We start from the raw sequence: 25,390 nt of genomic DNA, 5'->3' as shown, positions 1-25,390 counted from the left end.
AAGAAGAGGGCGACATGCGCCCCCTTCCCATCCCGGCGAATGCGAGGACCTTCAGCCGGCCCGCGTCTCAAACACTTCCTTGGCTACCGGCATAGCGGAGAAGACCTTCGGCCAGCCGGTGTAGAAGGCAAGGTGAGACAGAACGGCACCCGCCTCTTCCTGCGTGAGGCCGTTATCCATGGCCTTGTTGAGATGGAAGCTCATCTGGTCGGGCTGACCGGCGGCAATCAGCGCGGCGACCGTCACCAGGCTGCGGTCACGCGGCTCAAGCGCAGGGCGCAGCCACAGGTCGAGGAAGAGGAGCTGCTCGGTGTTGTCAACCACGCCCTGGCTGACATTGCCATAGGTGCTGGAGACCATTTCCTGGCGGGCAGCCTCGGCCTCTTCGTTCAGCGGCAGAAGCTCGGGATCCAACGCAGGCAGGTCCTCTTCGGCCACGCCGCGTTCGGAGAAGACGGGCTCCATCGCGGTCGCTGCGGCCGTGGCGTTGCCCCAGCCGGTGTAGAAGGCGAGATGAGTGATGGTTTCCGCAAGTTCGGACGGCTCGACGCCGGCATCGAGCGCCAGCGCGGTGAATTGCTCAAGCTCTTCGGTCTGATGCATGGTCATCAGCGCGGCGAAGGTGACGAGCGCCCGATCGCGCTTCGAAAGCTCCTCGCCCTCCCAGACCGTGCCGATCAGGTCATTGCTCGAATAGGCCTGCAAGGCAGGCGCCACCTTGCCGACGGCATCGGGAATTGTGGTTGAGACATCCTGTGCGGCAGCGCCGGTCGTCATGAGGGCAAAGGCGGAGGCTGTGATCAGTTTCTTCATGTCCGGTCTCCTTCAAGATCCAGTGTCGGTCGATGCGACCGTTGTCGCACTTCATGATCTGGGGCAGGAACGGCCGGTAATAATACCCGGTTCCATGAAAGCACTCATGTGCCGGGTTCATGAATGAGGTCAGCTCCGGTATCGCAACGCGTCCAGCACGACCTGAAAGGCCGAAGACGGCCGCTCGCGGCTCGGGTAATAGAAATGAAAGCCCGGGAAAGAGGGACAATATGCCTCAAGGCAGAGCTCGAGCTGCCCCTCGGCGATTTCCCTGCTGACAAGCCCTTCCGGCACAAGCGCGAGGCCGTAGCCATCCAGAGCGGCCCGGGCGACAGGGTTGATCGTGTTGAAGCAGACCTGACCGTCGACCTTCACCCTGATATCCTTGCCGTCCTTATCCTCGAACTCCCAGGCATAGAGCGCGCCGTGGGTGGAAAGACGCAGATTGATGCAGCGATGCTCACTGAGTTGCTGCGGCGTTTCCGGCCGGCCGCAAGCGGCGAAATAGGACGGCGCGCCAACGCAGATCATGCGCTCGTCCGGACCGATCCGGATCGAGATCATGCCTTCGCTCACTTGCTCGCCATATCGCACGCCGGCGTCGCACTGGGCAGACGCCAGATCCGTATAGCCATAATCAACCACGAACTCGACATTGACCTTGGGATGTTCTTCAAGCACCGGCGCAAGCTTCGGCCACATCAGCGTGTCGATGGCATAATCCGTCGAGACGATGCGGACCGTGCCGGAGGGTTCGCCCCGGCTGTCGGTCAGCGCCTGAAGCCGTGCTTCGATCGTGTCGAAACAGGGGCCAAGCGTCGACAGCAAGTCCTCTCCCTCGATGGTGGGCGCCACGGAACGGGTCGTGCGGGTCAAAAGCCTCAGCCCGAGCCGTGTCTCCAGCGCCTTGATCGTGTGGCTGAGCGCCGATTGCGAGACGTTGAGGCGCGCCGCAGCGCGGGTGAAGCTGCGTTCCTCGGCAACGACAGAAAGGGCGATCAGATCATTGATGTTTTCGCGCAGCATCGCAAAACTCCGGCTCGTTCGATGACTTATCCGGAACCTATATATGCACACCGCTCATGAAAACTCACATTTATGTGCGGAGAAGAATGAATGCCGAAGCCGAATACGCACAGACGAGCGGCTGTTGCGTGAGATCGATGATCTTCCTTCATTCCAGCAATGAAGCGTGTGACGTGGTCCAAAGACCGCCGTCACGCTAGGTTGGATGAAGATCAGTTTCGCACGAAGACTGGCGCGTGACGAAAACCAAAGAACAAGGGGGGCAAGCATCATGCAGAAACGCAGGCTTGGCACCGGACTGGAAGTCTCCGCCCTGGCGCTTGGCGCCATGGGCTATGGCAAGGGCCGCGAGATCGACGACAGGGAAGAGATGATTGCCCTCCTCAGGGCCGCAGTCGAACGCGGTATGGACTTTTTCGATACGGCGGAGGTCTACGGTCCCTGGAGCAACGAGGAAATGGTCGGCGACGCCCTTGAAGGGATCCGCGAAAAGGTCAAGATCGCCACCAAGTTCGGCTGGGATATCGACCAGCAGACCGGCGAGCATCGCGGCGGCGTCAACAGCCGTCCCGAGCAGATCCGTTCGGTGGCGGAAAAGAGCCTGAAACGGCTCAAGACCGATTACATCGATCTTTTCTATCAGCACCGCGTTGATCCGGACGTGCCGATGGAAGACGTCGCCGGAACGGTGAAGGACCTGATTACCGAAGGCAAGGTCCGCTGGTTCGGCCTTTCCGAGGCTGGAGCCGGCTCAATCCACCGCGCCCATGCAGTCCAGCCGGTCGCAGCCCTCCAGAGCGAGTATTCCCTCTGGACCCGCGAGCCTGAAGACGAAATCATCCCAACCCTTGAAGAGCTTGGCATTGGCCTTGTGCCCTATTCGCCGCTCGGCAAGGGCTTTCTTACCGGCAAGATCGGCGCCGATACTGAGTTCAGCGAAAACGACCTGAGGGGCAAGATCCCCCGTTTCGAGCCGGAGGCCAGAAAGGCCAATCTGGAGCTTGTCGCGCATTTGCGGCGGATCGGCAACCGCCACGGCGCAACGCCCGCCCAAGTGGCGCTCGGCTGGCTGCTGGCGCAAAGACCCTGGATCGTGCCACTTTTTGGCACACGCCGGCTCGAGCGTTTTGAGGAAAATATCGGCGCGCTTGACGTCAAACTGACGGCTGTCGACCTCGCCGAGATCGACGCGGCAGGCTTCACGCCGAAGGGCGCCCGCTACCCCGATGCGATCCTCAAACGCTCGGGCCTGTAACGGCAGCTCTCATGAAAGCGCCGGCCGCCCCCGGCAGGACGGGCCGGCTTCAGCCTCAAAACGCTGTCAGCGCTTCCTCTTGCCGTCGAGGCTGAAGGCCCCGGGGCCGGCGAAGACCATGTAGAGGAACACGAAGCAGAACAGGATGGCCGCGTCACCGCCATTCAACGCCGGGAAGAAACTGTTGGGGGCGTGGAACATGAAATAGGCGACCGCCATCATGCCCGACAAAACAAAGGCCGAGATACGAGTGTATAGCCCGACAATGATCAGTGCCCCGCCCACGATTTCGAGAATGCCGCCGAACCAGAGCAGCGAAAACATCGGCGGGTGCATGTCGGACACCGGAAAATGCAGGATTTTCTGGGTGCCGTGTTCGAGGAAGAGCAAGCCCGACACGACCCTGAGCAGGGCCAGGAAATAGGGCGCCATCGGCTGCAGCATTTTATTCATTTGTGACTCCATACGGTCTTTGAAAACGATCGGCGTCTACGCGAGACCGCCTGGTCTTGACACCAGAATACCTGAAAATACGGGGAGTGGAACATCTGTTGCTGTGAACAGTCAGTCGCCGCACAGCAAGTCATGGCAGGCGACGCGGCATTTTCTCAAGTCCGGATCAAATCCGTCCACGGTGCGACAACGATGGATTGAAGTTCGTGATGCGCGCAAATATAGTCGCCCGGCGTTGAGGAGGCCGGGCACCGGCGCCGGACAAGGAGAGAACAAGATGAGCGAACCCAAAGAAACCAAGGGCGCCGGAGAAGACTTGCAGCAACAGGCGCTTTTCTACCACCGCTATCCGCGGGCCGGGAAACTCGAAATCCAGGCGATCAAGCCGCTCGGCAACCAGCGCGACCTGGCGCTTGCCTATTCGCCCGGCGTCGGCGCGCCCTGCATCGCCATCCATGACAATCCGTCCGATGCGGCCAAATACACATCGCGCAGCAATCTCGTTGCCGTCATTTCCAATGGCACCGCCGTGCTCGGCCTCGGCAATATCGGACCGCTCGCCTCCAAGCCGGTCATGGAAGGCAAGGCCGTCCTGTTCAAGAAGTTTGCCGGCGTCGACGTCTTCGACATCGAGATCGACGCGCCGACCATCGACGAGATGGTCTCGACGATTTCCGCGCTGGAGCCCACCTTCGGCGGCGTCAACCTTGAGGATATCAAGGCGCCGGAATGTTTCGAGGTCGAGCGCATCCTGCGCGAGAAGATGCAGATCCCGGTCTTCCACGACGACCAGCACGGCACCGCCATCATCGTCGCCGCCGCCATTCTGAACGGGCTGGAGCTTGCCGGAAAGTCGATCGAGAACGTCAAGATCGTCGCTTCCGGCGCGGGCGCCGCAGCGCTCGCCTGCCTCAACCTTCTGGTCTCGCTCGGGGCAAAGCGCGAGAACATCTGGGTCTTCGATATCGACGGCCTCGTCTATCCCGGTCGCGAGACCAACATGGACCAGTGGAAGGCGGTCTACGCCCAGGAAAGCGATGCCCATGCGCTTGCCGACCATATCGAGGGCGCCGACGTCTTCCTCGGCCTTTCGGTGGCGGGCGCGCTGAAGCCGGCGCTATTGAAACAGATGGCCGAAAAGCCGATGATCATGGCGCTGGCCAATCCCGTGCCGGAAATCATGCCGGACCTCGCGCGCGCCGAGCGCGAGGACGCGATGATCTGCACCGGACGGTCGGATTTCCCCAATCAGGTCAACAACGTTCTCTGCTTCCCCTACATCTTCCGCGGCGCGCTCGATTGCGGCGCGCGTACCATCAATGAAGAGATGAAGATGGCCGCCGTCCGCGCGATCGCCGGGCTTGCCAAGGAAGAGGTCTGGGAGGTGCCGCACTCCTCCACCGGCGAGCCGCTGATCTTCGGCCCGGACTATCTGATCCCCTCCCCCTTCGATCCGCGCCTCATCCTGCGCATCGCGCCGGCCGTGGCGAAGGCGGCGGCCGAAAGCGGCGTCGCCGAGCGGCCGATCGAGGACCATGAGGCCTATTACGACCATCTGAACCGTTTCGCCTTCCGCTCGGGCCTCGTGATGAAACCGGTCTTCGCCGCCGCCAAGGCCGCCGAACCGAAGCGCGTGATCTTCTCCGACGGCGAGGATGAGCGGGTGATGCGGGCAGCGCAGGTGCTGATCGAGGAAGGCATTTCCCGCCCCATCCTGATCGGACGCCCCAACGTGCTCGAAACCCGCATGAAGCGCTACGGGCTCAGAATGCGGCCTCAGGAGGATTATGACATCATCAACCCGGAAAGCGATTCGCGGTTCCGGGAATATGTCGATGAATATCTGAGTTTTGTTGCGCGCAAGGGCGTGACCCCGGACCGGGCACGCACCATCGTGCGCACCAACACCACGGTGATCGGCGCGCTGGCCGTCAAGCGCGGCGATGCCGATGCATTGCTGTGCGGCGTGGAAGGCCGGTTCGACCGGCATCTGCGCGACATCGGCAACATCATCGGCAAGCACGAGGACGTGCGCGATTTCTCCAGCCTGGGCCTGCTGATCTCCAACCGCGGCGCCACCTTCTTCGCCGACACCCATGTGACCTATTGCCCGACGCCCGAGGAGATCGCGGAGACGACGATCCAGTCGGCCCGCGCGGTCTCGCGCTTCGGCATGGCCGCCAAGGCGGCGCTCGTGTCGCATTCGAATTTCGGGTCGCGGGATTCGGAAAGTGCCACGCGCATGCGCGAAGCGCTCGCCATCATCCGCGAACGGATGCCGGATCTGGAGGTCGACGGCGAGATGCACGGCGACACGGCGATTTCCGATATCCTGCGCAAGCGCGTCATGCCCAACAGCACGCTCTCAGGCGAGGCGAATCTTCTGATCTTTCCCTCGCTCGATGCGGCCCACATCACCATGACAGTGGTTCAGAGCATGCTGGATGCGTTGCATGTGGGGCCGATCCTGCTCGGCAGCGCCCTTCCCGCCCATATTCTCTCGCCATCGGTCACTTCGCGCGGCATCGTCAACATGGCGACGCTTGCCGTTGTCGAGGCCGATCTGGCTCAGGAGGAGCGGCGCAATGCGGTGTAGGAAAACTCAGGAGGCGTGAACCGGCGCCTCGGGTCTCTGTTCAATGAAAACAAGGGAATAGAGCGGCGCTTCCAATCGCGGCCCAACCGCTTCATCCCGCCGCATCGCTGGTCGACTCGCAGCCGGAACCGAAGGTAGATTCAGAACTGCTGCATGAGCCGTCCCGGCCCCGTCGCGGACGGCTTTTTCATATCCCTCGCAAGGGCTTTCCCTACGGTTGAACTTCTCACCGTCGCCCCCTTTTGTCTTGCCGCGGGCAGGCATTTCCGACACGCAGATTGCTACTCGTAAAAAGAGAATTTTTTCATCATTGCAACTCGACAACATCTTACGCGTATGTATATTGCCAGAGAGAGTTGTAAAAAGGATTCTTTGCCTTACAGCATCTTCTGGCGCACTGACAAGCAATGCCATGACCGGAGAAAATCTTTAAGTGTATGTAAAACATCGATAAAAATCACCAGGACGAAGGCATGACATCTTCTGGCGAAGACAAGCCAATTCAATTTAAGCGCGAAATCGACTCCGCTATGGACGCCGGTGCGGTTTACCGCATACTCGCACCGATTGCACCGTATTTCGGTCTGGTTCACTTCACCGTCATGGAGATCCCAAGACCCAAGGCAGCCATCGTCCCTGCGCTCGTTCACTGCACAACACTGCCGCGTTCCTTCGTCGAGATCCATGATCACGTGGGCTTGCTGCGCTTCGTGCCCCTGACCGAGACCCATCGCCGTCCGGGCGCTCCGCTGCAATGGTCGCTCGCCGATATCGAAAATCCGGATGATCCGGGCCGGAGCGATTTCGCCCAGCGAATGCGCGCCTTGCAGATCACCATGGGCATCGTGTTCACCTTCGCCTTCGACGCCAACCGCCAGACGGGACTTCTTTTCTTTGGCGATCGCAAACCGCTCGGCAGCAAGGAAGAATTCGCCCTCACCCGCATCGCCCGGCGCGCCCTCAGGCGGCACGCGGAGCTGCACAATCATCCAGGGCGGCCGATCGGCAATCTTTCAGCGCGTGAAACCGAAGTGATCCGCTGGACGGCGGAAGGCAAGACCTCGCACGAGATCGGGGGCATACTGGGCCTGTCGGACCATACGGTGAATGCCTATCTCGCCAACGCCATCCGCAAGATGGATTGCGTTAACCGGGCCCAGCTCGTGGCCAAGGCGATCCGCTTCAACATCATTGACTGAAGCAACGCGAACGCGGATGGCGGTCACAGGCCTGCTGATCTCCAATCGGTGGCCGCGCCGCAACGACGCCCCGGATTGGCAGCGGGAGCAAAGGCGCGTCACTTTCGCCCGGTCTTGTCTTTCCAGTGCTTGCGGCAGAACGAGACATAGCGCTCATTGCCGCCCACCTCGATCTGAGGGCCGTCCAGCAGCACATTGCCCTCGCCATCCAGGCGCACGACCATGGTCGCCTTGCGGCCGCAATGACAGATCGTGCGCACCTCCCGAATCTCGTCGGCCAGCACGAAAAGCTCTCTGGAGGCCGGGAACAGTTCACCGCGAAAATCAGAGCGCAAGCCGTAAGCCATGACCGGCAGGCCGAGCTCATCGACGATACGGGCCAGTTGCCAGACGTGGTCGGACGTGGCGAAATTCGTCTCATCGACAAACAGGCAGTCGATCTTCTGTTCGTTGTTCAGCCGCCCCGCGAGTTCGAAGAGATCGGTTTCGGGGCCGAATGTCACCGCGTCGGCAGTCAGGCCAATGCGCGACGAGACAATGCCCCTGCCGGCCCTGTCATCGAGTTCGGCAAGCAGGATAACCGCATGCATGCCGCGCTCGCGGTAATTATAGGCGGCCTGCAGAAGCAGGGTGGATTTCCCCGCATTCATCGTGGCGTAATAAAAGTGAAGCTTGGCCATGTTCCCGATCCTTCCGGCTTCCTTTTGCCGAAAAGGACGGGCGATAATAAAGTGCAAAAAAAACCAAATCACAGGAAAGATAGATCAGACGACCGCAGGGAGCGGCGATCCGCTTCCCACCAGCAGCGTACCCTTGTCGCAAAGGCCGGTTTGTGGAAGAGATCGCGGCCGGGCGCCGCATTGCCCGCTTCTTCGTCATCCGCTTCGAAAGTCTTTATCCATGAACAAGGCCCTCGAGCTCCGCAATATCGACATCGTTTTCGGCAAGCGCCCCGAACGCACGCTGCCATTGATTGACGCCGGCCTTTCCCGCGACGACATATTGAAGAAGACCGGCAACCTGGTCGGCGTCAGCGATGCGTCACTTTCAGTCAACGAAGGTGAAATCGTCGTGTTGATGGGGCTTTCGGGTTCCGGAAAATCTACCCTGCTGCGTGCGGTCAACGGCCTGGCGCCGGTCACGCGCGGCAATGTGGTTGTTCATACCGAAAGGGGCGCGATCAACCCTTACACCGATGGCAGCCGCGCCCTTCGCACGCTCAGGAACCGTTCGGTGTCGATGGTCTTTCAGCAATTCGCCTTGCTGCCATGGCGCAGCGTGGCGGAAAATGTCGGCTTCGGGCTCGAACTTGCGGGCGTGACGAAGAGGGAAAGGCGCGATCGGATCGAAGAGCAACTGGAGCTTGTCGGCCTTTCCGACTGGGCCGGTCAGCCCGTCCATACCCTTTCCGGCGGCATGCAGCAGCGGGTCGGCCTCGCGCGCGCCTTCGCCACGGGCGCGCCGGTTCTGCTCATGGACGAGCCGTTCTCGGCGCTCGACCCTCTCATCCGGGCCCACCTTCAGGATGAGTTGCTGTCGCTGCAGCGACGGCTCAGGAAAACCATAGTGTTCGTCAGCCATGATCTGGACGAGGCTATCAAGCTCGGAAACCGTATCGCCATCATGCAGGCGGGAAAGCTTATCCAGACCGGCACGGCGCGCGAGATCGTCAACCACCCGGCCACAGACTATGTCGCCGACTTCGTCGCGCACGCAAACCGCTTTGCCTTTCTGACTGCCGCCGACATCATGCGGCCTGTAACCGACCGCGCCCAGCTCTCAGCACCCATTTCGGCGACGGTAAAGCCGGAAACCAACGCAGCGGCGCTGCTGCGCGCCCTCGCCGAACGCCCGGGCACGATCGGCGTCATCGACCGCGGGCGGATCGCCGGAACGATCACCGAGCAGGACCTGATGGCCCGTCTGGCCACTTCCCGCTCGCCCGAACCTCAGGAGAGCAATCGATGAAAGAAAATGTCCTGCGCGAAACCGATGAGGCGGCAAGAGCGCTGGCGCGAAAACTCATTCGCGAAGCGCCCTTTGCCGCGCTTGCCGTTAACGAACCGGAGACCGGCTTTCCACTGGCCAGCCGCGTGCTGCTTGCGACCGATATCGACGGCGCCCCGGCAATCCTGATCTCGAGGCTTTCCGTCCACACACGCGCCATCGAGGCCGATAGCCGCGTCTCGATCCTGACGGGAGAGCCGGCCAAGGGAGATCCGCTGGCCCATCCGCGCCTGACCACGCGCTGCCATGCGCATTTGCTTTCGCGCGAAGGCGAACACCATTCACGGTTGCGTGAACGTTTCCTCAGCCGCCACAAAAAAGCCAAGACCTACATTGATTTTCCGGATTTCAACCTCTTCCGGCTGGAACCGGTCTCGGCCAATCTCAATGGTGGTTTCGGCAGGGCCTATGCACTCGATAAGGACGACATCGTCCGCCCCGACGCTCTGTCGGGCTATCAGTGGCTCGACCTTCCTTTCGTAAAAAAACATGCCGAAAGCATATTGTCTCAAGTTCAAATACAAGGACTTGCTTTAATAGACATCGATCCTGAAGGTATATATGTCCGGAACGGTCAAGAAATCTTCCGCCACGACTTTGAAAAAGTAGCAACTAATAACGATGAATTGCTTTCTTTTTTCCACGAACTGGTCGGAAAATACCCAAAATTTAAGATTACTTTTTAATTATAACTTGTGTAAGTTATTTCTCGATAAGAAACGTATGTAGCGTCGCTGTCCAGCAAAGGAAACACCACCGTGACAACAAACACACAATCGGACAAAACCGCTGTAGCAGCAGGCCTTCTCTCGGCCATGGCCAATCCCAAACGCCTCCAGATTCTCTGCGTTCTGATCGAAAGCGAGATGCCGGTCGGCGCACTCGCCAACAGGGTAGGATTGAGTCAATCGGCACTATCTCAGCACCTCTCAAAGTTGCGTGCACAGAATCTGGTCGAGACGCGCCGTGAAGCGCAGACGATTTTCTACAGCACCCACGCGGAACCGGTGAAAAAGCTCCTCGACACGCTTGATGACATCTACGACCGCTCGGGCTGGCGCGACACGCTTGCCGGGTAAGCTCCGGCTCCGACCCATTCGCCGGACCGACCACAACCAAGACGGCGCGGCCAGATGGGCGCCCGTCGGGTCCTTTAACGATCCGATGCATCAGGATCGCAGCGGGAACCTCTGGCGGGTTTCCGCGTCTGGGGCAGAATGTCTCGGCATCTGCGAGGCAGTTCTGGTGCATGCCTGATACCCTCCCGCCTTCCAGCTTGACGGCGCTCCATCCGCTGATAACGTGCTCCTCCGTATAATTCCAAAAAAGCATGACCCGGCAAACGGGTCGCTTTCTTCTGTGGAGCAGCTTATGTCCGACCGCGTCGCCCCCAACAATCTCGAAGCCTTCTGGATGCCGTTTACCGCGAACCGGCAGTTCAAGAAGGCGCCACGCATGTTCGCCTCGGCCAAGGACATGTATTACAAGACCGTCGACGGCCGCACGGTGCTAGACGGCACGGCCGGGCTGTGGTGCGTCAATGCCGGCCATTGCCGCCCGAAGATCACCGAGGCGATCCGCGCCCAGGCGGGCGAGCTCGACTATGCGCCGGCCTTCCAGCTCGGCCATCCAAAGGCCTTCGAACTGGCCAACCGTCTGGTCGATCTGGCGCCTGAAGGCATGGGCCATGTCTTCTACACCAATTCCGGCTCCGAATCCGTTGATACCGCGCTGAAGATCGCGCTTGCCTATCACCGCGCGAACGGACAGGGCGAGCGCTTCCGCCTGATCGGCCGCGAGCGCGCCTATCACGGCATCAATTTCGGCGGCACCTCCGTTGGCGGCATCGTCTCGAACCGCAAGATGTTCGGCACGCTTCTGACCGGCGTCGACCACATTCCCCATACGCACCTGCCGGAAAAGAACGCCTTCACCAAGGGCCAGCCCGATCACGGCGCCGATCTCGCCGACACACTGGAGCGGATCGTCGCGCTGCATGATCCTTCCACCGTCGCCGCCGTGATCGTCGAGCCCGTGGCCGGCTCCACCGGCGTCCTCATTCCGCCGAAGGGCTATCTGCAGCGGCTGCGCGAAATCTGCGACAAGCACGGCATCCTGCTGATCTTCGATGAGGTGATCACCGGTTTCGGGCGCATCGGCGCGCCGTTTGCCGCCGAGTATTTCGGCGTGACGCCGGACATCATGACCACGGCCAAGGGCCTGACCAACGGCGTCATCCCGATGGGCGCGGTTTTCGTCAAGGACGAGATCCACGACGCCTTCATGAATGGCCCGGAGCACATGATCGAGTTCATGCACGGCTATACCTATTCGGGCAACCCGATCGCGTCCGCCGCCGGCCTCGCCACGCTTGAAACCTATCAGGACGAAGGGCTGCTGACCCGGGCAAAGGAGCTTTCGCCCTATTGGGAAGAGCAGCTTCACAGCCTGAAGGACTGCCCGCACGTCATCGATATCCGCAATCTCGGTCTGATCGGCGCAATCGAGCTGGAGCCGATCGCCGGCGAGCCGACCAAGCGCGCCTTCTCCGCCTTCCTGAAGGCCTATGAGGACGGTCTTCTGATCCGCACCACCGGCGACATCATCGCCCTGTCGCCGCCGCTGATCATCTCCAAGGCCGAGATCGACGAATTGTTCGACAAGCTGCGCAAGGTGTTGATGAGCAATATCTGAGCGCAACTGACCCGAGACGCAGATCCATGGGAGCCCGATCATGACCGACGCCATCCGCATCGCCAACGAAGCCCTTGCCGTCACCGTCTCGCCGCTCGGTGCCGAGACGCAATCGCTGAAGACTTCCGACGGAAAGGACTGGCTGTGGAACGGCGACCCGGAATTCTGGACCGGACGCGCGCCGATCCTGTTTCCGATCGTCGGCAAGGCGCCTGACGATCGAGTGGAAATCGATGGCAAGACCTTCGCCATGAAACAGCACGGCTTCGCCCGGAAGAGCCTGTTCACGCTCGAAGAGCAGAGGGCGGCGCTCTGCCGTTTCGTTCTGACCGACACGCATGAAACACGAAAGTCCTACCCTTTCGCCTTCCGCCTTGCGATCGAGCATGCGCTGGAAGGAAAGACGCTCACCGTTTCGGCGACGGTCGAGAACAGGAATGACCGACCGATGCCCTTCGGCTTCGGCTTCCACCCCGCCTTCTGCTGGCCCATGCCCGGCATGGTCAAGGGCCACGTCCACCACATCTCGTTGGCGAACCGCAACGAACCGGCGATGATCCGGCTGCGCGGCGGACTTCTGGACCTGGCCCCTCTGCCCTCGCCCTTCTCCGAGGGCATCCTGGCGCTCGACCATGATTATTTCGAGGACGACGCGATGATCTTCCCGGAAGGCGCGGGCGACCGTCTGACCTACAGCGCCGAAGACGGACCCACGCTCCATTTTGCCTTTGAGGGCCTTCCCAACCTGGCACTCTGGACCAAGCCCGGCGCGCCCTATATCTGCGTCGAGCCCTGGCACGGCATGGCCGCGGCCAACGGCAAGGGCGCAGCCCTTGAGGCGCGACCCTTTACCAAGGTTCTCCAGGCGGGAGAAAGCGCGCGCTTCTCGTGGTCGGTTGAAATAGAGGCGTAGGGAAAACGGGCACGGATACCGTGCATTATCCACAGCCCACTCCAGGAAATATCGACGTCGAAAGATTCCCATTGCCGAAATCCTGACAATGCTGCATAGGTCGAGAAAAATCGGGTCGCTCAACCAATCGTAGCAAACTTCGGTCGGCCCGCCGGACACCTGAGCGCGCCGCCGTTTTCAGGGATCTCCAGATGAAAAAATTGGTAGCGGAATTTGTCGGAACGGCAGTTCTGGTTCTTTTCGGCTGCGGCGCAGCAGTGCTCGGGGGCGATTCTATCGGCCAGACGGGAATTGCGTTTGCCTTTGGCCTCGCGATCGTCGCCATGGCCTACGGCATCGGCCCGGTCTCCGGCTGTCATGTCAATCCGGCCGTCAGTCTCGGCGTATTCATCAGCGGTCGCATGTCGGCTGGCGAAATGATCCGGTACTGGATCGCCCAGTTTGCAGGCGCGCTCGCAGGCGCAGCCATCCTCGCCGTCATCGCCGGCTCGACCGCAAATCTGGGTCAGAATGGCTGGGGTCCGGGCTATCTCGGAGAATATGCCCTGCCTGCCGCCCTCATCTTCGAAGTGGTCTTCACCGCGATATTCGTCGTCGTCATTCTCGGCTCGACGGGCAAGGCCGCAGCCGCCGGCTTTGCCGGGCTCGCCATCGGCCTGACCCTGACGGCGATCCACCTCGTCGGCATTCAGGTCACTGGCGTCTCTGTCAATCCTGCGCGAAGCTTCGGCCCTGCCCTGCTCGCCGGAGGCCAGGCCCTTTCCCAGCTCTGGCTGTTCATCGTCGCCCCGCTGGCCGGCGGCCTGCTCGGCGCCCTCTTCTTCCGCTTCAAGCTGCTTGAAGACTGATTGAAAGGCCGGACGCCGCCACGTGCTGCGTCCGGCCGGCCCTCTCAGAGGCGGGCGCAAAATCCGTCAAAGGCGCCGAGGTCGACATGGGCGCCATTCAGGACGCCGGTCATGCCCGGCAGGTCAAGACTGTCGACATGCTCGAGCGCGACTTGCAACGGCACGGATTTCGGCGTGTCGGCGAAATTATAGACGAACAGCAGCGTCTTTCCGTTCTTCTGACGGGTAAAGATCAGCACGTCGTCATCATCGCTGTCCATGAAGGCGATGTCGCCATCGAAGAGCACGTCGTGTTCGGCGCGGAAGGACAGCACGGCGCGGTAGTGGTTGTAGACCGTGTCCGGCTCAGGCGCCTGCTCGAACACCGAAAGCGGCAGATGCTCCGCCGGCACCGGCAGCCAGGGCTTGTCGGCCGTGGTGAAGCCGGCATGCGGGGCGACATTGCTCCACGGCATCGGCGTGCGGCAGCCGTCTCGCCCCTTGAAGGAGGGCCAGAATCGGATGCCATAGGGGTCCTGCAGATCCTCGAAGGCAATGTCGGCCTGGGGCAGCCCCAGTTCCTCGCCCTGATAGAGGCAGATGGAGCCGCGCAAACTCGCGAGCAGCGAAATGGCGAGTCGCGCCACCGGCTCCCGCTCCGCTTCCGTTTTGGCAAAGCGCGAGACATGGCGGTCGACATCGTGATTGGAAAATGCCCAGCACACCCAGCCATCCTTCACCGTGGCGAAGAAATTCTCCACGCAATCGCGGATGTGCGCGGGCGAGAAATTTGGTCCGAGAAAGTCGAACGTGTAGCACATATGCAGCTTGTCATTGCCGGAGGTATAGGCAGCGACAGTCTTCAGGGATCGCGCGCCGTCGCCTACTTCTCCCACCGATGAGCGATCGTCATACTCATCGAGCAGTGCCCGGAAGCGCTGCAGAAAGGCGATATTCTCCGGCCGCGTCTTGTCGTAGATATGCTGCTGGAATCCATAGGGGTTCACATCGGGCGCATCGAGGCCGGCCGGTCCAAGCTCGCCGTCGACCGCCGGATTGTCGCGCAGTTTCGCGTCGCAAAAATAATAGTTCACCGTGTCGAGACGGAAACCGTCAACGCCGAGGTCCAGCCAGAAGCGCACGGTCTCAAGAAGCGCGTCCTGGACGGCCTTGCAGTGGAAATTGAGGTCCGGCTGGCTCGCCAGGAAATTGTGCATGTAGTACTGCTTGCGCGTACCGTCCCATTCCCAGGCCGGTCCGCCGAAGATCGACAGCCAGTTGTTGGGTGCGGTCCCGTCCGGCTTGGCATCGGCCCAGACGAACCAGTCGGCCTTGTCATTCACCTTGCTCTTGCGGCTCTCCCTGAACCAGGCATGCTGGTCGGAGGTGTGGGAAAGCACCTGGTCGATGATGACCTTGAGGCCCAGCCGATGGGCCTCGGCCACGAGCGCCCGGAAATCATCGAGCGTGCCGAACATCGGATCGACATCGAGATAGTCGGAGACATCATAGCCCATGTCGGCCATCGGCGACTTGAAGAAGGGCGACAGCCAGATCGCGTCGACGCCGAGCTCGGCGACATAGGCAAGCCGGCGGGTGATGCCCGGCAGGTCGCCGATCCCGTCACCGGTCGTGTCCTGGAACGAGCGCGGATAGATCTGGTAGATGACGCCGCCGCGCCACCATGCGCCGTTTTCGCTTTTCTCGCCGGTCATTGGAAAATCCTTGCCTGAAATCGTCTGAATTCACTGGCCGCCAGCCTATCGTCGCGCCCGCGGCAGGTAAATGGAGATCGCTCTTTATCCGCATCTGGCTTTTGCGCCGTCAGAGCGGTGTAATACGGCTGTAACATCGCTTGGATAACAGGTCCGGACTGGCGGCACGAGCCTGCGGGAGAATCGGAAGACGGAAGTGAACGACAAGGCGCTCAAGAGACTGACCCTCGTATCCGATGCCTGGCATCCGCAGGTCAACGGCGTTGTTCGCTCGATCGAGAGCACCAACCGCGAACTGGAAAAGATGGGGGTCGCGGTGACAATGATCACGCCCGACCTCTTCCGCAGCATGCCGATGCCGACCTATCCCGAAATCCGCCTGGCGCTTGCCACCTATGGGCAGGTTGCCCGCAAGATTGCCAAAAGCGCGCCGGACTATGTCCATATCGCGACCGAAGGGCCGCTCGGCTTCAAGGCGCGCCGCTATTGCCTGAAGCGCGGCATGCGCTTTACGACCAGCTACCACACCCGCTTTCCCGAATATGTCGCGGCCCGCCTGCCGATCCCGAAAGACATGCTCTATGGCATCGTCCGCCGGTTCCACAACTCCGGCAATGGCTGCATGGTGGCGACCGACAGCCTGGCGCGCGAGCTGGAAGAGCGCGGCATCAAAAATCTGATGCGCTGGAGCAGGGGCATCGACAACAGACTGTTTCAACCCCGCCCGAAATCGGAGGCCCCGTTCGGCGGACTCAAACGCCCGGTTTTCCTCACCGTTGCCCGCGTCGCAGTGGAGAAGAACCTTCCCGCTTTGCTGGAGCTCAAGCTTCCGGGCAGTATCGTGGTTGTCGGTGACGGTCCGGCCCGCAAGGCGCTCGAGGAAAAGTTTCCCGAGGCTTATTTCGCCGGCATGCTGCGGGACGAGGCCCTTGCAAAGGCCTATGCGGAGGCGGATGTTTTCGTCTTCACCTCGAAAACCGACACCTTCGGCAACACCATCATAGAGGCGCTCTCAAGCGGCGTTCCCGTGGCAGCCTTTCCGGTGACCGGCCCGAGCGATATTCTTGGCGGGCATGATCAGGCCGGCGTGCTTGACGACGATCTCGAGGCGGCCTGTCTGAAAGCTCTCGAATGCGAACCGGAAAAAGCCCGCGAACTGGCGTTGTCCTATACCTGGGAGGCGGCGGCCAGGCAGTTCCACGACAATATGGTCGCCGCCCACGGCGACTAATCAGCGCTTCTTCTTGCGCTTGTGCTCGAACGGGTTGTCGCCGGCGCGGAAATGAATGCGGATCGGCACGCCCGGCATGTCGAAATCATTGCGAAGGCCGTTGGTCAGGTAGCGGATATAGCTCTCCGGAACGGCATCCGGCCTTGTGCAGGAAATCATGAAACCAGGCGGGCGGGTCTTCACCTGCGTCATGTATTTCATCCTGAGGCGCCGGCCGGAAACGGCGGGCGGCGGATGGCTGACGGTCTGACCATCGAGCCAGCGGTTGAGCCGGGCCGTGGAAATCCTGCGGTTCCACACCTTGTCGGTATCGGCGACCGCCTGCATCAGCTTGTCGAGGCCGGTGCCCCGCTCGCCGGAGATCGGCACGGCGCGAATGCCGCGGGCCTGCGGCAGCAACCGGTCGGTCTTTTCCCGCAGGTCCGCAAGCACCTGCTGGCGGTCCTCGATCATGTCCCACTTGTTGAAGGCGATGACAGCCGCCCTGCCCTCGCGCAGCACGAGATCGACAATCTGCAGGTCCTGCTTTTCGAACGGGATCGTCGCATCAAAGACGATCACCACGCATTCGGCGAAGCGGATGGCGCGCAAGGCGTCGGAAACGGAAAGCTTTTCCAGCTTCTCCACAACCCTTGCCTTGCGGCGCATGCCGGCAGTGTCGAACAGCTTGATGGCGCGGCCGCGCCATTCCCATTCAACAGAGATGGAATCACGCGTAATACCGGCTTCGGGACCGGTCAGAAGCCGCTCCTCGCCAAGATAGCGGTTGATCAGCGTCGATTTGCCGGCATTCGGGCGGCCGACGATTGCCACCCGCAAGGGCTTGCTGTCGTCGTAAGGTGCGACCTCTTCCGGGTTCTCGGCTTCCTCGCGCGTCAGCATCACATCGGTTTCGGCTTCCGCGCCGTCATCGTCCTTGCCGAAGGCACGGTCTTCGCCGATCGCCTCGATGATCGCTTCGCGCAGGTCGTTCATGCCCTGGCCATGTTCGGCCGAGATCGGGCAGGGTTCGCCGAGCCCAAGCGTGAAGGCGTCGTAAAAGCCGGCATCCGAACCGCGGGCTTCCGCCTTGTTGGCAACCAGCACAACGGGCTTGCCGCGGCGACGCAGCAGTTCGGCAAGGGTCGTATCGGCGGGCGTCAGTCCAGCCTTTGCGTCGATGAGAAACAGAGACAGGTCCGCTTCGTCGATCGCCGCTTCCGTCTGCGCGCGCATGCGCCCCGGCAGCGTGTCGGCGGCGGCCTCTTCGAGGCCGGCCGTGTCGATGATGGTGAAGCGGAGATCAAACAGCCGCGCATCGCCCGGCCGGCGGTCGCGGGTCACCCCCGGCGTGTCGTCGACAAGCGCCAGCTTCTGCCCGACCAGACGGTTGAACAGCGTGGACTTGCCGACATTCGGCCTTCCGACGATTGCGACCTTGAAACTCATCTATTCCTCTCGGGCCGGCTTAGCCGGCATCCTGGATTTCACCGTTGGCGGTCATCACCTCGAGCAGGATCTGCGCGCGGTTCAGCACATTGCGCGGCGCTTCCGGATCGTTGGCGATTTCCTCGAACCATTCCTGGGCACGAGGATAATCCTGGTGACCATAGGCGGAAAGACCGAGGATTTCGCGGGCGGAGAAGCGGAACGGGTTGCCGTCATTGGCAAGTTCCTCCACTTCCGCCGAAACCTGCTCATAGGTCCCGGTATCGACCAGAAGCCAGCCGGCGCGCAGCTTAGCGGCGTCGCGGATGGCTGCCGGCACGCTGCGGTCCTTGCCGATCGAGGAAAAGGCGGAGACGGCGGCGGCCGTATCACCGGCTTCCGACAGAAGCGTCGCCGAGCGCAGTTCGGCGAGAACGGGATAGGAGCCGTGCCCCTCGGCTTCGAGCTTGGAAAGCGTCTCTCCGGCAGCATCCAGATTGCCGGCCTCGATCTCGTTCAGAGCCGTCAGGAAGATATCGCCGGATTCGGCCGCCTTGCGGGCCTGCCAGTATTCATAACCGCGCCAACCGGCGGTTCCGATAACGAGCAGCACGGCAGCCGCGATGAGATAACGCCCGAAGCGCCGCCATGCGTCCTTCATTCTGTCGGAACGCAGCTCCTCATTGACCTCGCGGATAAAACTGTCGTCCTGATTAGCCATTCCGTCACTCCGGCATGAATTTCTTAAAGTCCAGTGCCGCGCCTTCTAGCCGTTTTTTCTTCCCGTTGTAAGGGAAAAAGCCGCATGCGCCGGGCGATATTGCACCGTTTTTCACTTTTCACGCGGCGAATGAAACCGGAACTCCGATCAGCCAGACGTGAAGCTTCCAGATGAACAGCCCCCAGAGCGCGATCCCGACGACGAAGGCATAGGCATCATAGCGCGCGGAAACGAAAGGCTTGCGGCTGTAATTGCCGGCCCGCTCGCGCTTCGCCAGCGAAATCCTGAGAATGACCGCCCAGACGAGCAGGCCGGCAAACAGGATGACGGAGGCCGCCTCGCCATTGGCCAGAAGGTGGGCCAGGGCCCAGATCTTCACCGACAGCACCAGCGGATGCTTGGCCATGGTCGTGATCCGCCCCGGCGGAAAGAAGCTCGCGGCAAGACAGATCATCGCGATCAGCATCAAGAGAATGGTGATATGCGCCATCCAGAAGGGCGGCGCGTAGAGGACGATGCCCTGCTGGCGGGCATGGCCGAAGGCCCAGATCATGAAGATGAGCGCGGCAAGGGCCGCGATCGAGAACACGCCCCTCCAGGCATTCTCCCCCAGCCGATCGATCATCGCCTGGCGAAAGCCCGGAGCGAAGGTGTGAATGAGATGAATGCCGGTGAAGATCAGAACGGCAATGATGAGCATGACCATGGCGCTATTCCCCTTGAAGGCGCGAAGACATGCGCACAATAATCCCGAACCGCAGCGTTTTGAAGCCGCTCAGTCCGGATGCGTATCGGCCACGGCTCCACCCGGCTCCTGATAGTCCTCGCGGTCGATTTCCGGCAGGTCCATGCCAAAGATCGCGGCTTCGAAGGCCTTCAGACGTTTGTAGATCGAGATCAGCTCGATGATCGTCGTCCAGGAAAGAACCAGATACTGGAACGAACTCGACACCTGACCAAAGGCTGTCAGGATCTGCTGGACGATACCGTAGGTGATCTTGCCGGCGACCATGGTCGGCACCAGAATGAAATAGGCGAAGATGTTGTCAGCCTGCAGATAGAGGCTGCGGAACAGGTTGAAATAGGTGTAGTGCAGGTAAAGCCGGAAATAGTTGCGGCGCACATTGGTGAAGAGTTCACGCAGCGTGATCGGGTCGGCGCGGTCTTCGTGGTCCTCGCCATAGACCAGTTCCTTACGATAGGCAGCCTCCACGCGCTGGTTGCGGAATTCCAGCCCCGGCAACTTGATGCCGACGACGGCGAGCAGCACCGTCCCGAACAGCGACCAGAAGATCGCGGCATTGAACAGCGGCGCCGGGATTTCGCCGATGATCGGCAGATGCGTCACATAGCTTGAAAGCGAGAACAGCACGGGCAGGAAGGCGATCAGCGTCATCACCGAATCGATGATGGAGACGCCGAGCCCCTCCATGATCGAGGCAAAGCGCATCGTGTCTTCCTGGACACGCTGGGAAGCGCCCTCGATATGGCGCACCCGCTCCCACATACCGGTGTAGTAGTCGTTCATCGCCGTGCGCCAGCGGAAAATGTAGTGGCTGATGAAGAAACGCGACAGGATGAAGATGATGACACTGAGCGAGGTGATCTGGAAGAAGATCAGCATCAGCGAATAGAAATCACCTTCAGTAATGCCCTGATTGCCCTCGAGCGCCGCCTGCAGCGTATCGCCGAAAGGCCGCCGCCAGTTGTTGATCGCGACGGAGACCTGCACCGAGAAATAGGTGATGAAGATGATCAGCGACGAGCCCCATACCGACCAGGCCTGCCATTTTCGATTGTCGCCGAAAAACCACCAGAAGACGCCGAAAGCGACGGTGAAAGCGGCGTAATAGATGTAGAACCAGAGGAAATCGGGGGTGATGAAGTGCGCAAGCCCGATGGGCTGCTCGCCCTGCGGATATGGGGCAAAGCCTATGCCGACCCCGACCTCGCGCATGACCGTGTACCAAAGCAGAATGCCGATGAGAGACCAGATGACGGCGGAGGCGAAAAACAGTTTCGGTTTCGGAAAAAACGACTGAAACAATGGGTTGGCCTTCCGGAAAAGTCACGAATGAAAGGGTTCTTCGCCCATCTATGGCAAAAAACGGTCGAAAGAGAAATTAAACATTGTTCAGGTCGGCAAATCGGTTGCGCGCACGCAAACCGGATCGTGGCCTATTCGCCCTCGGGAAGCGTCAGGATCAGCGGCCCGTTGCGGGTTGCCACCAGCGTGTGCTCGAACTGTACCGTCAGCGCCTTCGGGATCGAATAGAGCACCCAGTCCTGATCCTCTTCTTCCTCGGCGAATTCGCCGCCGAGCGAGAGGAACGGCTCGACCGTGAAGACATGCCCTTCGGCGATGCGCCGCCGCTCGCTCCTGTCCGGCCATGTGGAGATCTCAGACGGTTCCTCATGCAGCGAACGGCCGATGCCGTGGCTGGCGAGGTTGCGGATCAGCGAATAGCGGTTCTTCTTGGCAAAATCGCCGATGGCGTTGCCGATATCGGCGAAATCGCCGCCGGGCTTCACCTGGTTGATCCCCGTCCACATCGCCCGCTTGCCGTCCCGGCAGAGGCGTTTGATCTTCGACGTCACCGGCGGGACGGCGAAGGACGCGCCGGTATCGGAGAAGAAGCCGTTCTTCTCGGCCGAAACATCGATATTGACGAGGTCTCCGGCGGCAATCACCCGGTCGCCCGGAATGCCGTGGGCGACCTCCTCGTTGACGGAGATGCAGGTCGCGCCGGGAAACCGATAGGTCACTTCCGGCGCCGACTGCGCGCCATTGTCGTCGAGGAACTTGCGGCCGATCTGGTCGAGTTCAAGCGTGGTGATGCCGGGCTCCAGCGCCTTCGACATGATCTCGACCGCGCCCGCGCAGATGCGGCCGATGTCCTTCAGGGCCTGAAGCTCTTCTTCCGTGGTAACGATCATCCAGGCCCTCTTTTCAACTTTCGAATTCTAAACCGGTTCGCCGTCGGCGAGCATTTCGCGCACCATCGGCGCGACCCTTTTGCCGAACAGCTCGATGGCATGCAAGACCCGGTCTTGCGGCACAAGCCCGACGGCGAACTGAATCATGAACCGGTCGAGGCCGAAAATGCGCTGGTGGGCGACGATCTTCTTCGCCAGATCCTCCGGTCCGCCAACGAACAACGCGCCTTCCGGCCCCATCGAGGCATCGAATTGCGCCCGGCTTTGCGGGCCCCAGCCGCGCTCGCGTCCGAGCCGGTCCATGACGGCCTTTTGTGGCTCGAAGAAGATGTCGGCAGCCTCTTCCGCCGTATCGGCGAGAAAACCGTGGACGGAAATGCCGCGCTTCAGCTTTGCCGGATCATGACCGGCCTGAAGCCCCGCCTGGCGGTGGATGTCGAAGAGCGGCGCAAACCGGCGCGGCTGGCCGCCAAGGATGGCGATGATCAGCGGCAGGCCGAGAAAGCCGGCGCGCGCCATCGACTGCGGCGTGCCGCCGGCGGCGATCCAGACCGGCAGCGGGTTCTGCACCGGACGCGGATAGACCGGCTGATCCTTGAGCGGCGCGCGCGTATTGCCTTCCCACGTGACCCTTTCGTTCTCGCGGATCTTCAACAGGAGATCGAGTTTTTCCGAAAACAGCTCGTCATAGGCCTCCAGCGGGTAGCCGAACAGCGGAAAGCTCTCGATGAAGGAGCCGCGCCCGGCCATGATTTCCGCCCGACCCGAAGACAGCAAGTCGACGGAGGAGAACTGTTGGAACACGCGCACGGGATCATCGGAGGACAGAATCGAAACCGCGCTCGTCAGCCGGATATTCTTCGTCGTCGTGGCGGCGCCGGCCAGCACGGTTGCCGGCGAAGAGACCAGATAGTCGACGCGGTGATGCTCGCCGACGCCGAAGACGTCGAGCCCGACATCATCCGCCAGCCTGATCTCCTCCATCAGGTCCTTCATGCGACGTTCGGCCTCGCGCCCGCGATCGATGCCGTCGGACGGATCGACATCGGCAAATGTGAAGACACCCAGTTCCATCAGTTCGTCCTTTCAAGCCAGAAGCTGAATTGCGTCGGACCCTGATATGGAGCATCGCCTGCCGCAAGTCACGGGATCGGCCGTCACCGCTTGCGAAACGCTGTGTTCACACCTTCCTCCAGATCACCACAGGCCGGGTGCATTTCTTGCCATCTCCCCGCGTGCAAGCAATTGCATGGCTTCCGGTTTGCGCATAACCTTTCTGGCAAATCGCAAACAACAACAAGAACGGGAATGGCATACATATCATGGCGCGCACAGTAGTGGTGACCGGTTCCACCAGCGGGATCGGCCTCGGCATTGCCGAAGGCTTCGCGAAGGCCGGAGACAATCTCGTCATCAACGGTTTCGGATCGGAAGAGGCGATCAATCAGGCAGTCGAAAGCGTCGGCAGCCTCGGCGAGGGATCGGTAATCTACCACCCCGCCGACATGACCAAGCCAGACGAGATCGCGGATCTGATTGCGACTGCCGACCAGACCTTCGGCGGGCTCGACGTATTGGTCAACAATGCCGGCGTGCAGCATGTCAGCGCAATCGAGGATTTTCCGCCGGAAAAATGGGATCAGATCATCGCCATCAATCTGACGAGTTCCTTCCATACGATCCATAATGCGGTTCCGCTGATGAAGAAGGCGGGCCATGGCCGGATCATCAATCTGGTTTCCGCCCACGGGCTGGTCGCCTCGCCGTTCAAGTCCGCCTATGTCGCGGCGAAGCACGGCATGATGGGGCTGACCAAGACGGTCGCGCTGGAGCTTGCCCGCCACAACATCACGGTCAACGCCATCTGCCCCGGTTATGTGCTGACCCCGCTCGTGCAGAAACAGATCCCGGATACGGCCAAAGCGCGCGGCCTGACGGAAGAACAGGTGAAGACCGACGTTCTTCTCGCCGCCCAGCCGACCAAACAGTTCGTGACCGTCGAGCAGATCGCCGCCGCGGCGCTTTATCTTGCAAGCGACGCCGCCAGCCAGGTCACCGGTACGCATATTTCGATTGACGGCGGTTGGACCGCCCAATAACCCCCGCCTCCGGGGTATGCTGAAGGAATTTTGATGACGATACGGTTCATCCTGAACGACAGGGACGTAACGCGCGACAGGTTTTCGCCGTCGGAAACCCTGCTCGACTATCTGCGCATCAAGCGCCGCCTGACGGGCTCAAAGGAAGGCTGCGCCGAGGGCGATTGCGGCGCCTGCACCGTGCTGGTCGGCAGGCTGACGCGCGGAAGGCTTGTCTACGAGACGGTCAATTCCTGCATCCGCTTCACCGCATCGCTGAATGCCACCCATGTCGTCACCGTCGAGCATCTGGCCGCCAAGGACGGTGCGCTCCATCCCGTCCAGCAGGCCATGGTCGACATGAACGGCTCGCAATGCGGCTTCTGCACGCCGGGCTTCGTCATGTCGCTTTATGCGTTGTGGATGGAAAACGAAAAGCCGTCCCGACAGGCAATCGAGAAGGCATTGCAGGGCAATCTCTGTCGCTGCACCGGCTACGAGCCCATCATCAAGGCGGCGGAAAAGGCCTCTGCCATACGCCCGGATGCCGCTTTCGATGCGCTGGCGCGGGAACGCGAAAGCGTGATGGCAAGGCTTGCGGCAATGAAGACCGGCGAGACCATCACCATCGGCACCGAAAGCAAGCGCGGTATCATTCCGGGCTCCGCCGAGGCCCTTGCCGAGGTGCTCGCCGAATATCGCGACGCGACGATCGTAGCAGGCTCGACCGATGTCGGTCTTTGGGTCACCAAGCAGATGCGCGAACTGAACCCGATGGTGTTCATCAACCATCTGGAAGAGCTGCAGACGATCACCGAGACGGAGAAGAGCTTCATCATCGGCGCGGGCGTCACCTATACTGAAGCGTTCCCGGCGCTTTCCGGCAAGATCCCGGCGCTCTCCCGGCTGATCGACCGCATTGGCGGCGAGCAGGTGCGCAATATGGGCACGATCGGCGGCAATGTCGCCAATGGCTCGCCGATCGGCGATACGCCGCCCGCCCTGATCGCGCTCGGGGCGACGCTGACGCTGCAATCGAAGGACTGCACGCGCTCCATCGCGCTTGAGGATTATTTTCGCGACTACGGCAAGCAGGACCGGCGACCGGGCGAATTCGTCCTCTCGCTCACCGTTCCGAAGCCGGCCGAGGGCGCGCATTACGCGGTCTACAAGGTTTCCAAACGCCGCGAAGAGGATATTTCCGCCCTTTGCGGAGCCTTCTATCTTGAGCTTTCAGCCGACGGCACGGTCGACAAGATCCGCATCGCCTATGGCGGCATGGCCGGCATTCCGAAACGCGCGGCCCATGTGGAGGCCGCCCTTTCCGGCAAGCCGTGGACGACCGAGACCGTGGAAGCGGCCCGGCCCGCCTTTGAGAGCGACTACCAGCCGATGACCGATATGCGCGCGACAGCCGAATATCGCATGCTCGCGGCCAAGAACCTTCTCTCCCGCCTGCTCATGGAAACCGGGGGCAGCCCGCAGGAACTCTCACGCTTCGAACGCGAGGAGGCGTAA

24 protein-coding genes are annotated in these 25,390 nt (G+C 61.2%); 12 read left to right on the top strand and 12 right to left on the bottom strand.

Annotated elements, in window-relative coordinates; all coding sequences use genetic code 11:
• Window positions 1-51: 51 nt before the first annotated feature.
• Both GGR30_RS06220 and GGR30_RS06215 read right to left on the bottom strand, forming a co-directional pair.
• Window positions 52-813: a carboxymuconolactone decarboxylase family protein gene (locus GGR30_RS06220; RefSeq protein WP_183483654.1), complete on the bottom strand. Its 762-nt coding sequence runs from the start codon at window positions 811-813 to the stop codon at window positions 52-54.
• 129 nt (window positions 814-942) lie between these two features.
• On the bottom strand, window positions 943-1,839 hold the full coding sequence (locus tag GGR30_RS06215; RefSeq protein WP_183483652.1) for a LysR family transcriptional regulator: 897 nt from the start codon (window positions 1,837-1,839) through the stop codon (window positions 943-945).
• Between the two features lie 271 nt (window positions 1,840-2,110).
• On the opposite strand from GGR30_RS06215, the gene GGR30_RS06210 reads away from it, so the two are divergent.
• The gene (locus GGR30_RS06210) at window positions 2,111-3,094 is read left to right on the top strand and encodes an aldo/keto reductase (protein WP_183483650.1); all 984 of its coding nucleotides are present in this window, start codon (window positions 2,111-2,113) and stop codon (window positions 3,092-3,094) included.
• Window positions 3,095-3,160: 66 nt separating this feature from the next.
• On the opposite strand, the gene GGR30_RS06205 is transcribed toward GGR30_RS06210, so the two are convergent.
• Window positions 3,161-3,547, bottom strand: a complete 387-nt coding sequence (locus tag GGR30_RS06205; RefSeq protein ID WP_138748721.1) for a DoxX family protein — start codon at window positions 3,545-3,547, stop codon at window positions 3,161-3,163.
• A gap of 277 nt (window positions 3,548-3,824) precedes the next feature.
• On the opposite strand from GGR30_RS06205, the gene GGR30_RS06200 reads away from it, so the two are divergent.
• Window positions 3,825-6,143 carry an NADP-dependent malic enzyme gene (locus tag GGR30_RS06200; protein WP_183483648.1) on the top strand — a complete coding sequence of 773 codons (2,319 nt, stop codon included), beginning with the start codon at window positions 3,825-3,827 and terminating at the stop codon, window positions 6,141-6,143.
• A gap of 6 nt (window positions 6,144-6,149) precedes the next feature.
• Here GGR30_RS06200 and GGR30_RS06195 read toward each other — a convergent pair whose 3' ends face one another.
• Complete coding sequence (locus GGR30_RS06195) at window positions 6,150-6,557, bottom strand: hypothetical protein (protein ID WP_183483647.1); 408 nt, start codon at window positions 6,555-6,557, stop codon at window positions 6,150-6,152.
• Between the two features lie 116 nt (window positions 6,558-6,673).
• Here GGR30_RS06195 and GGR30_RS06190 point away from each other — a divergent pair, with 116 nt between their 5' ends.
• Window positions 6,674-7,342 (top strand): helix-turn-helix transcriptional regulator, encoded by a 669-nt coding sequence (locus GGR30_RS06190; protein WP_183483645.1) that lies wholly within the window; start codon window positions 6,674-6,676, stop codon window positions 7,340-7,342.
• Window positions 7,343-7,440: 98 nt separating this feature from the next.
• On the opposite strand, the gene GGR30_RS06185 is transcribed toward GGR30_RS06190, so the two are convergent.
• Window positions 7,441-8,022, bottom strand: coding sequence for a thymidine kinase (locus GGR30_RS06185; RefSeq protein ID WP_183483643.1), 582 nt, complete (start codon window positions 8,020-8,022; stop codon window positions 7,441-7,443).
• 220 nt (window positions 8,023-8,242) lie between these two features.
• Between GGR30_RS06185 and choV the strand changes: the two genes are divergently transcribed.
• The 6 genes from choV to GGR30_RS06155 all read left to right on the top strand — a co-directional run bounded on the left by choV (window position 8,243) and on the right by GGR30_RS06155 (window position 13,804).
• Complete coding sequence (choV, locus tag GGR30_RS06180; protein WP_183483640.1) at window positions 8,243-9,310, top strand: choline ABC transporter ATP-binding protein; 1,068 nt, start codon at window positions 8,243-8,245, stop codon at window positions 9,308-9,310.
• Window positions 9,307-10,035 (top strand): HugZ family pyridoxamine 5'-phosphate oxidase, encoded by a 729-nt coding sequence (locus GGR30_RS06175; protein ID WP_183483638.1) that lies wholly within the window; start codon window positions 9,307-9,309, stop codon window positions 10,033-10,035. The genes choV and GGR30_RS06175 overlap by 4 nt, the downstream gene beginning before the upstream one ends.
• A gap of 72 nt (window positions 10,036-10,107) precedes the next feature.
• Window positions 10,108-10,428: a metalloregulator ArsR/SmtB family transcription factor gene (locus GGR30_RS06170; RefSeq protein WP_183483636.1), complete on the top strand. Its 321-nt coding sequence runs from the start codon at window positions 10,108-10,110 to the stop codon at window positions 10,426-10,428.
• Between the two features lie 292 nt (window positions 10,429-10,720).
• The gene (gene aptA, locus GGR30_RS06165; RefSeq protein ID WP_183483633.1) at window positions 10,721-12,043 is read left to right on the top strand and encodes an omega-aminotransferase AptA; all 1,323 of its coding nucleotides are present in this window, start codon (window positions 10,721-10,723) and stop codon (window positions 12,041-12,043) included.
• A gap of 40 nt (window positions 12,044-12,083) precedes the next feature.
• Window positions 12,084-12,956 (top strand): aldose 1-epimerase family protein, encoded by an 873-nt coding sequence (locus tag GGR30_RS06160; RefSeq protein ID WP_183483631.1) that lies wholly within the window; start codon window positions 12,084-12,086, stop codon window positions 12,954-12,956.
• Window positions 12,957-13,147: 191 nt separating this feature from the next.
• A complete protein-coding gene (locus GGR30_RS06155; RefSeq protein WP_183483629.1) occupies window positions 13,148-13,804 on the top strand; it encodes an aquaporin in 657 nt (218 codons plus the stop codon).
• Window positions 13,805-13,848: 44 nt separating this feature from the next.
• On the opposite strand, the gene bglA is transcribed toward GGR30_RS06155, so the two are convergent.
• On the bottom strand, window positions 13,849-15,498 hold the full coding sequence (gene bglA, locus GGR30_RS06150; protein WP_183483627.1) for a beta-galactosidase BglA: 1,650 nt from the start codon (window positions 15,496-15,498) through the stop codon (window positions 13,849-13,851).
• Window positions 15,499-15,694: 196 nt separating this feature from the next.
• Here bglA and GGR30_RS06145 point away from each other — a divergent pair, with 196 nt between their 5' ends.
• A complete protein-coding gene (locus tag GGR30_RS06145) occupies window positions 15,695-16,729 on the top strand; it encodes a glycosyltransferase (RefSeq protein ID WP_183483625.1) in 1,035 nt (344 codons plus the stop codon).
• On the opposite strand, the gene der is transcribed toward GGR30_RS06145, so the two are convergent.
• The 6 genes from der to GGR30_RS06115 all read right to left on the bottom strand — a co-directional run bounded on the left by der (window position 16,730) and on the right by GGR30_RS06115 (window position 22,868).
• On the bottom strand, window positions 16,730-18,157 hold the full coding sequence (gene der / locus GGR30_RS06140) for a ribosome biogenesis GTPase Der (RefSeq protein WP_183483623.1): 1,428 nt from the start codon (window positions 18,155-18,157) through the stop codon (window positions 16,730-16,732).
• Window positions 18,158-18,176: 19 nt separating this feature from the next.
• Window positions 18,177-18,857, bottom strand: a complete 681-nt coding sequence (locus GGR30_RS06135; protein ID WP_183483620.1) for a tetratricopeptide repeat protein — start codon at window positions 18,855-18,857, stop codon at window positions 18,177-18,179.
• Between the two features lie 118 nt (window positions 18,858-18,975).
• Entirely contained in the window at window positions 18,976-19,563 is a 588-nt protein-coding gene (locus tag GGR30_RS06130; protein WP_183483618.1) for an NnrU family protein, read from the bottom strand.
• 69 nt (window positions 19,564-19,632) lie between these two features.
• The gene (gene sbmA, locus GGR30_RS06125) at window positions 19,633-20,904 is read right to left on the bottom strand and encodes a peptide antibiotic transporter SbmA (RefSeq protein WP_183483615.1); all 1,272 of its coding nucleotides are present in this window, start codon (window positions 20,902-20,904) and stop codon (window positions 19,633-19,635) included.
• Between the two features lie 131 nt (window positions 20,905-21,035).
• Window positions 21,036-21,794 carry a type I methionyl aminopeptidase gene (map, locus tag GGR30_RS06120; RefSeq protein ID WP_183483612.1) on the bottom strand — a complete coding sequence of 253 codons (759 nt, stop codon included), beginning with the start codon at window positions 21,792-21,794 and terminating at the stop codon, window positions 21,036-21,038.
• Window positions 21,795-21,821: 27 nt separating this feature from the next.
• A complete protein-coding gene (locus GGR30_RS06115; protein WP_183483610.1) occupies window positions 21,822-22,868 on the bottom strand; it encodes an LLM class flavin-dependent oxidoreductase in 1,047 nt (348 codons plus the stop codon).
• A 248-nt stretch (window positions 22,869-23,116) separates the two neighbouring features.
• On the opposite strand from GGR30_RS06115, the gene GGR30_RS06110 reads away from it, so the two are divergent.
• Both GGR30_RS06110 and xdhA read left to right on the top strand, forming a co-directional pair.
• Window positions 23,117-23,893, top strand: coding sequence for a 3-hydroxybutyrate dehydrogenase (locus GGR30_RS06110; RefSeq protein ID WP_183483608.1), 777 nt, complete (start codon window positions 23,117-23,119; stop codon window positions 23,891-23,893).
• A 33-nt stretch (window positions 23,894-23,926) separates the two neighbouring features.
• Window positions 23,927-25,390 (top strand): xanthine dehydrogenase small subunit, encoded by a 1,464-nt coding sequence (gene xdhA, locus GGR30_RS06105; protein ID WP_210287959.1) that lies wholly within the window; start codon window positions 23,927-23,929, stop codon window positions 25,388-25,390.

The organism is Martelella radicis, assembly GCF_014196625.1.
Taxonomy (GTDB): Bacteria; Pseudomonadota; Alphaproteobacteria; order Rhizobiales; family Rhizobiaceae; genus Martelella; species Martelella radicis.
The sequence above is the reverse complement of the archived record's forward strand: the minus strand, read 5'-3'. Positions and strand labels throughout refer to the sequence as shown.

What these genes read in the sequence shown, in the direction of transcription:
- GGR30_RS06220 (WP_183483654.1), bottom strand. Translation starts at nt 813, where the DNA reads ATGAAGAAACTGATCACAGCCTCCGCCTTTGCCCTCATGACGACCGGC.
- GGR30_RS06215 (WP_183483652.1), bottom strand. Translation starts at nt 1,839, where the DNA reads ATGCTGCGCGAAAACATCAATGATCTGATCGCCCTTTCTGTCGTTGCC.
- GGR30_RS06210 (WP_183483650.1), top strand. Translation starts at nt 2,111, where the DNA reads ATGCAGAAACGCAGGCTTGGCACCGGACTGGAAGTCTCCGCCCTGGCG.
- GGR30_RS06205 (WP_138748721.1), bottom strand. Translation starts at nt 3,547, where the DNA reads ATGAATAAAATGCTGCAGCCGATGGCGCCCTATTTCCTGGCCCTGCTC.
- GGR30_RS06200 (WP_183483648.1), top strand. Translation starts at nt 3,825, where the DNA reads ATGAGCGAACCCAAAGAAACCAAGGGCGCCGGAGAAGACTTGCAGCAA.
- GGR30_RS06195 (WP_183483647.1), bottom strand. Translation starts at nt 6,557, where the DNA reads ATGGCATTGCTTGTCAGTGCGCCAGAAGATGCTGTAAGGCAAAGAATC.
- GGR30_RS06190 (WP_183483645.1), top strand. Translation starts at nt 6,674, where the DNA reads ATGGACGCCGGTGCGGTTTACCGCATACTCGCACCGATTGCACCGTAT.
- GGR30_RS06185 (WP_183483643.1), bottom strand. Translation starts at nt 8,022, where the DNA reads ATGGCCAAGCTTCACTTTTATTACGCCACGATGAATGCGGGGAAATCC.
- choV (WP_183483640.1), top strand. Translation starts at nt 8,243, where the DNA reads ATGAACAAGGCCCTCGAGCTCCGCAATATCGACATCGTTTTCGGCAAG.
- GGR30_RS06175 (WP_183483638.1), top strand. Translation starts at nt 9,307, where the DNA reads ATGAAAGAAAATGTCCTGCGCGAAACCGATGAGGCGGCAAGAGCGCTG.
- aptA (WP_183483633.1), top strand. Translation starts at nt 10,721, where the DNA reads ATGTCCGACCGCGTCGCCCCCAACAATCTCGAAGCCTTCTGGATGCCG.
- GGR30_RS06160 (WP_183483631.1), top strand. Translation starts at nt 12,084, where the DNA reads ATGACCGACGCCATCCGCATCGCCAACGAAGCCCTTGCCGTCACCGTC.
- GGR30_RS06155 (WP_183483629.1), top strand. Translation starts at nt 13,148, where the DNA reads ATGAAAAAATTGGTAGCGGAATTTGTCGGAACGGCAGTTCTGGTTCTT.
- bglA (WP_183483627.1), bottom strand. Translation starts at nt 15,498, where the DNA reads ATGACCGGCGAGAAAAGCGAAAACGGCGCATGGTGGCGCGGCGGCGTC.
- der (WP_183483623.1), bottom strand. Translation starts at nt 18,157, where the DNA reads ATGAGTTTCAAGGTCGCAATCGTCGGAAGGCCGAATGTCGGCAAGTCC.
- GGR30_RS06135 (WP_183483620.1), bottom strand. Translation starts at nt 18,857, where the DNA reads ATGGCTAATCAGGACGACAGTTTTATCCGCGAGGTCAATGAGGAGCTG.
- GGR30_RS06130 (WP_183483618.1), bottom strand. Translation starts at nt 19,563, where the DNA reads ATGGTCATGCTCATCATTGCCGTTCTGATCTTCACCGGCATTCATCTC.
- map (WP_183483612.1), bottom strand. Translation starts at nt 21,794, where the DNA reads ATGATCGTTACCACGGAAGAAGAGCTTCAGGCCCTGAAGGACATCGGC.
- GGR30_RS06115 (WP_183483610.1), bottom strand. Translation starts at nt 22,868, where the DNA reads ATGGAACTGGGTGTCTTCACATTTGCCGATGTCGATCCGTCCGACGGC.
- GGR30_RS06110 (WP_183483608.1), top strand. Translation starts at nt 23,117, where the DNA reads ATGGCGCGCACAGTAGTGGTGACCGGTTCCACCAGCGGGATCGGCCTC.
- xdhA (WP_210287959.1), top strand. Translation starts at nt 23,927, where the DNA reads ATGACGATACGGTTCATCCTGAACGACAGGGACGTAACGCGCGACAGG.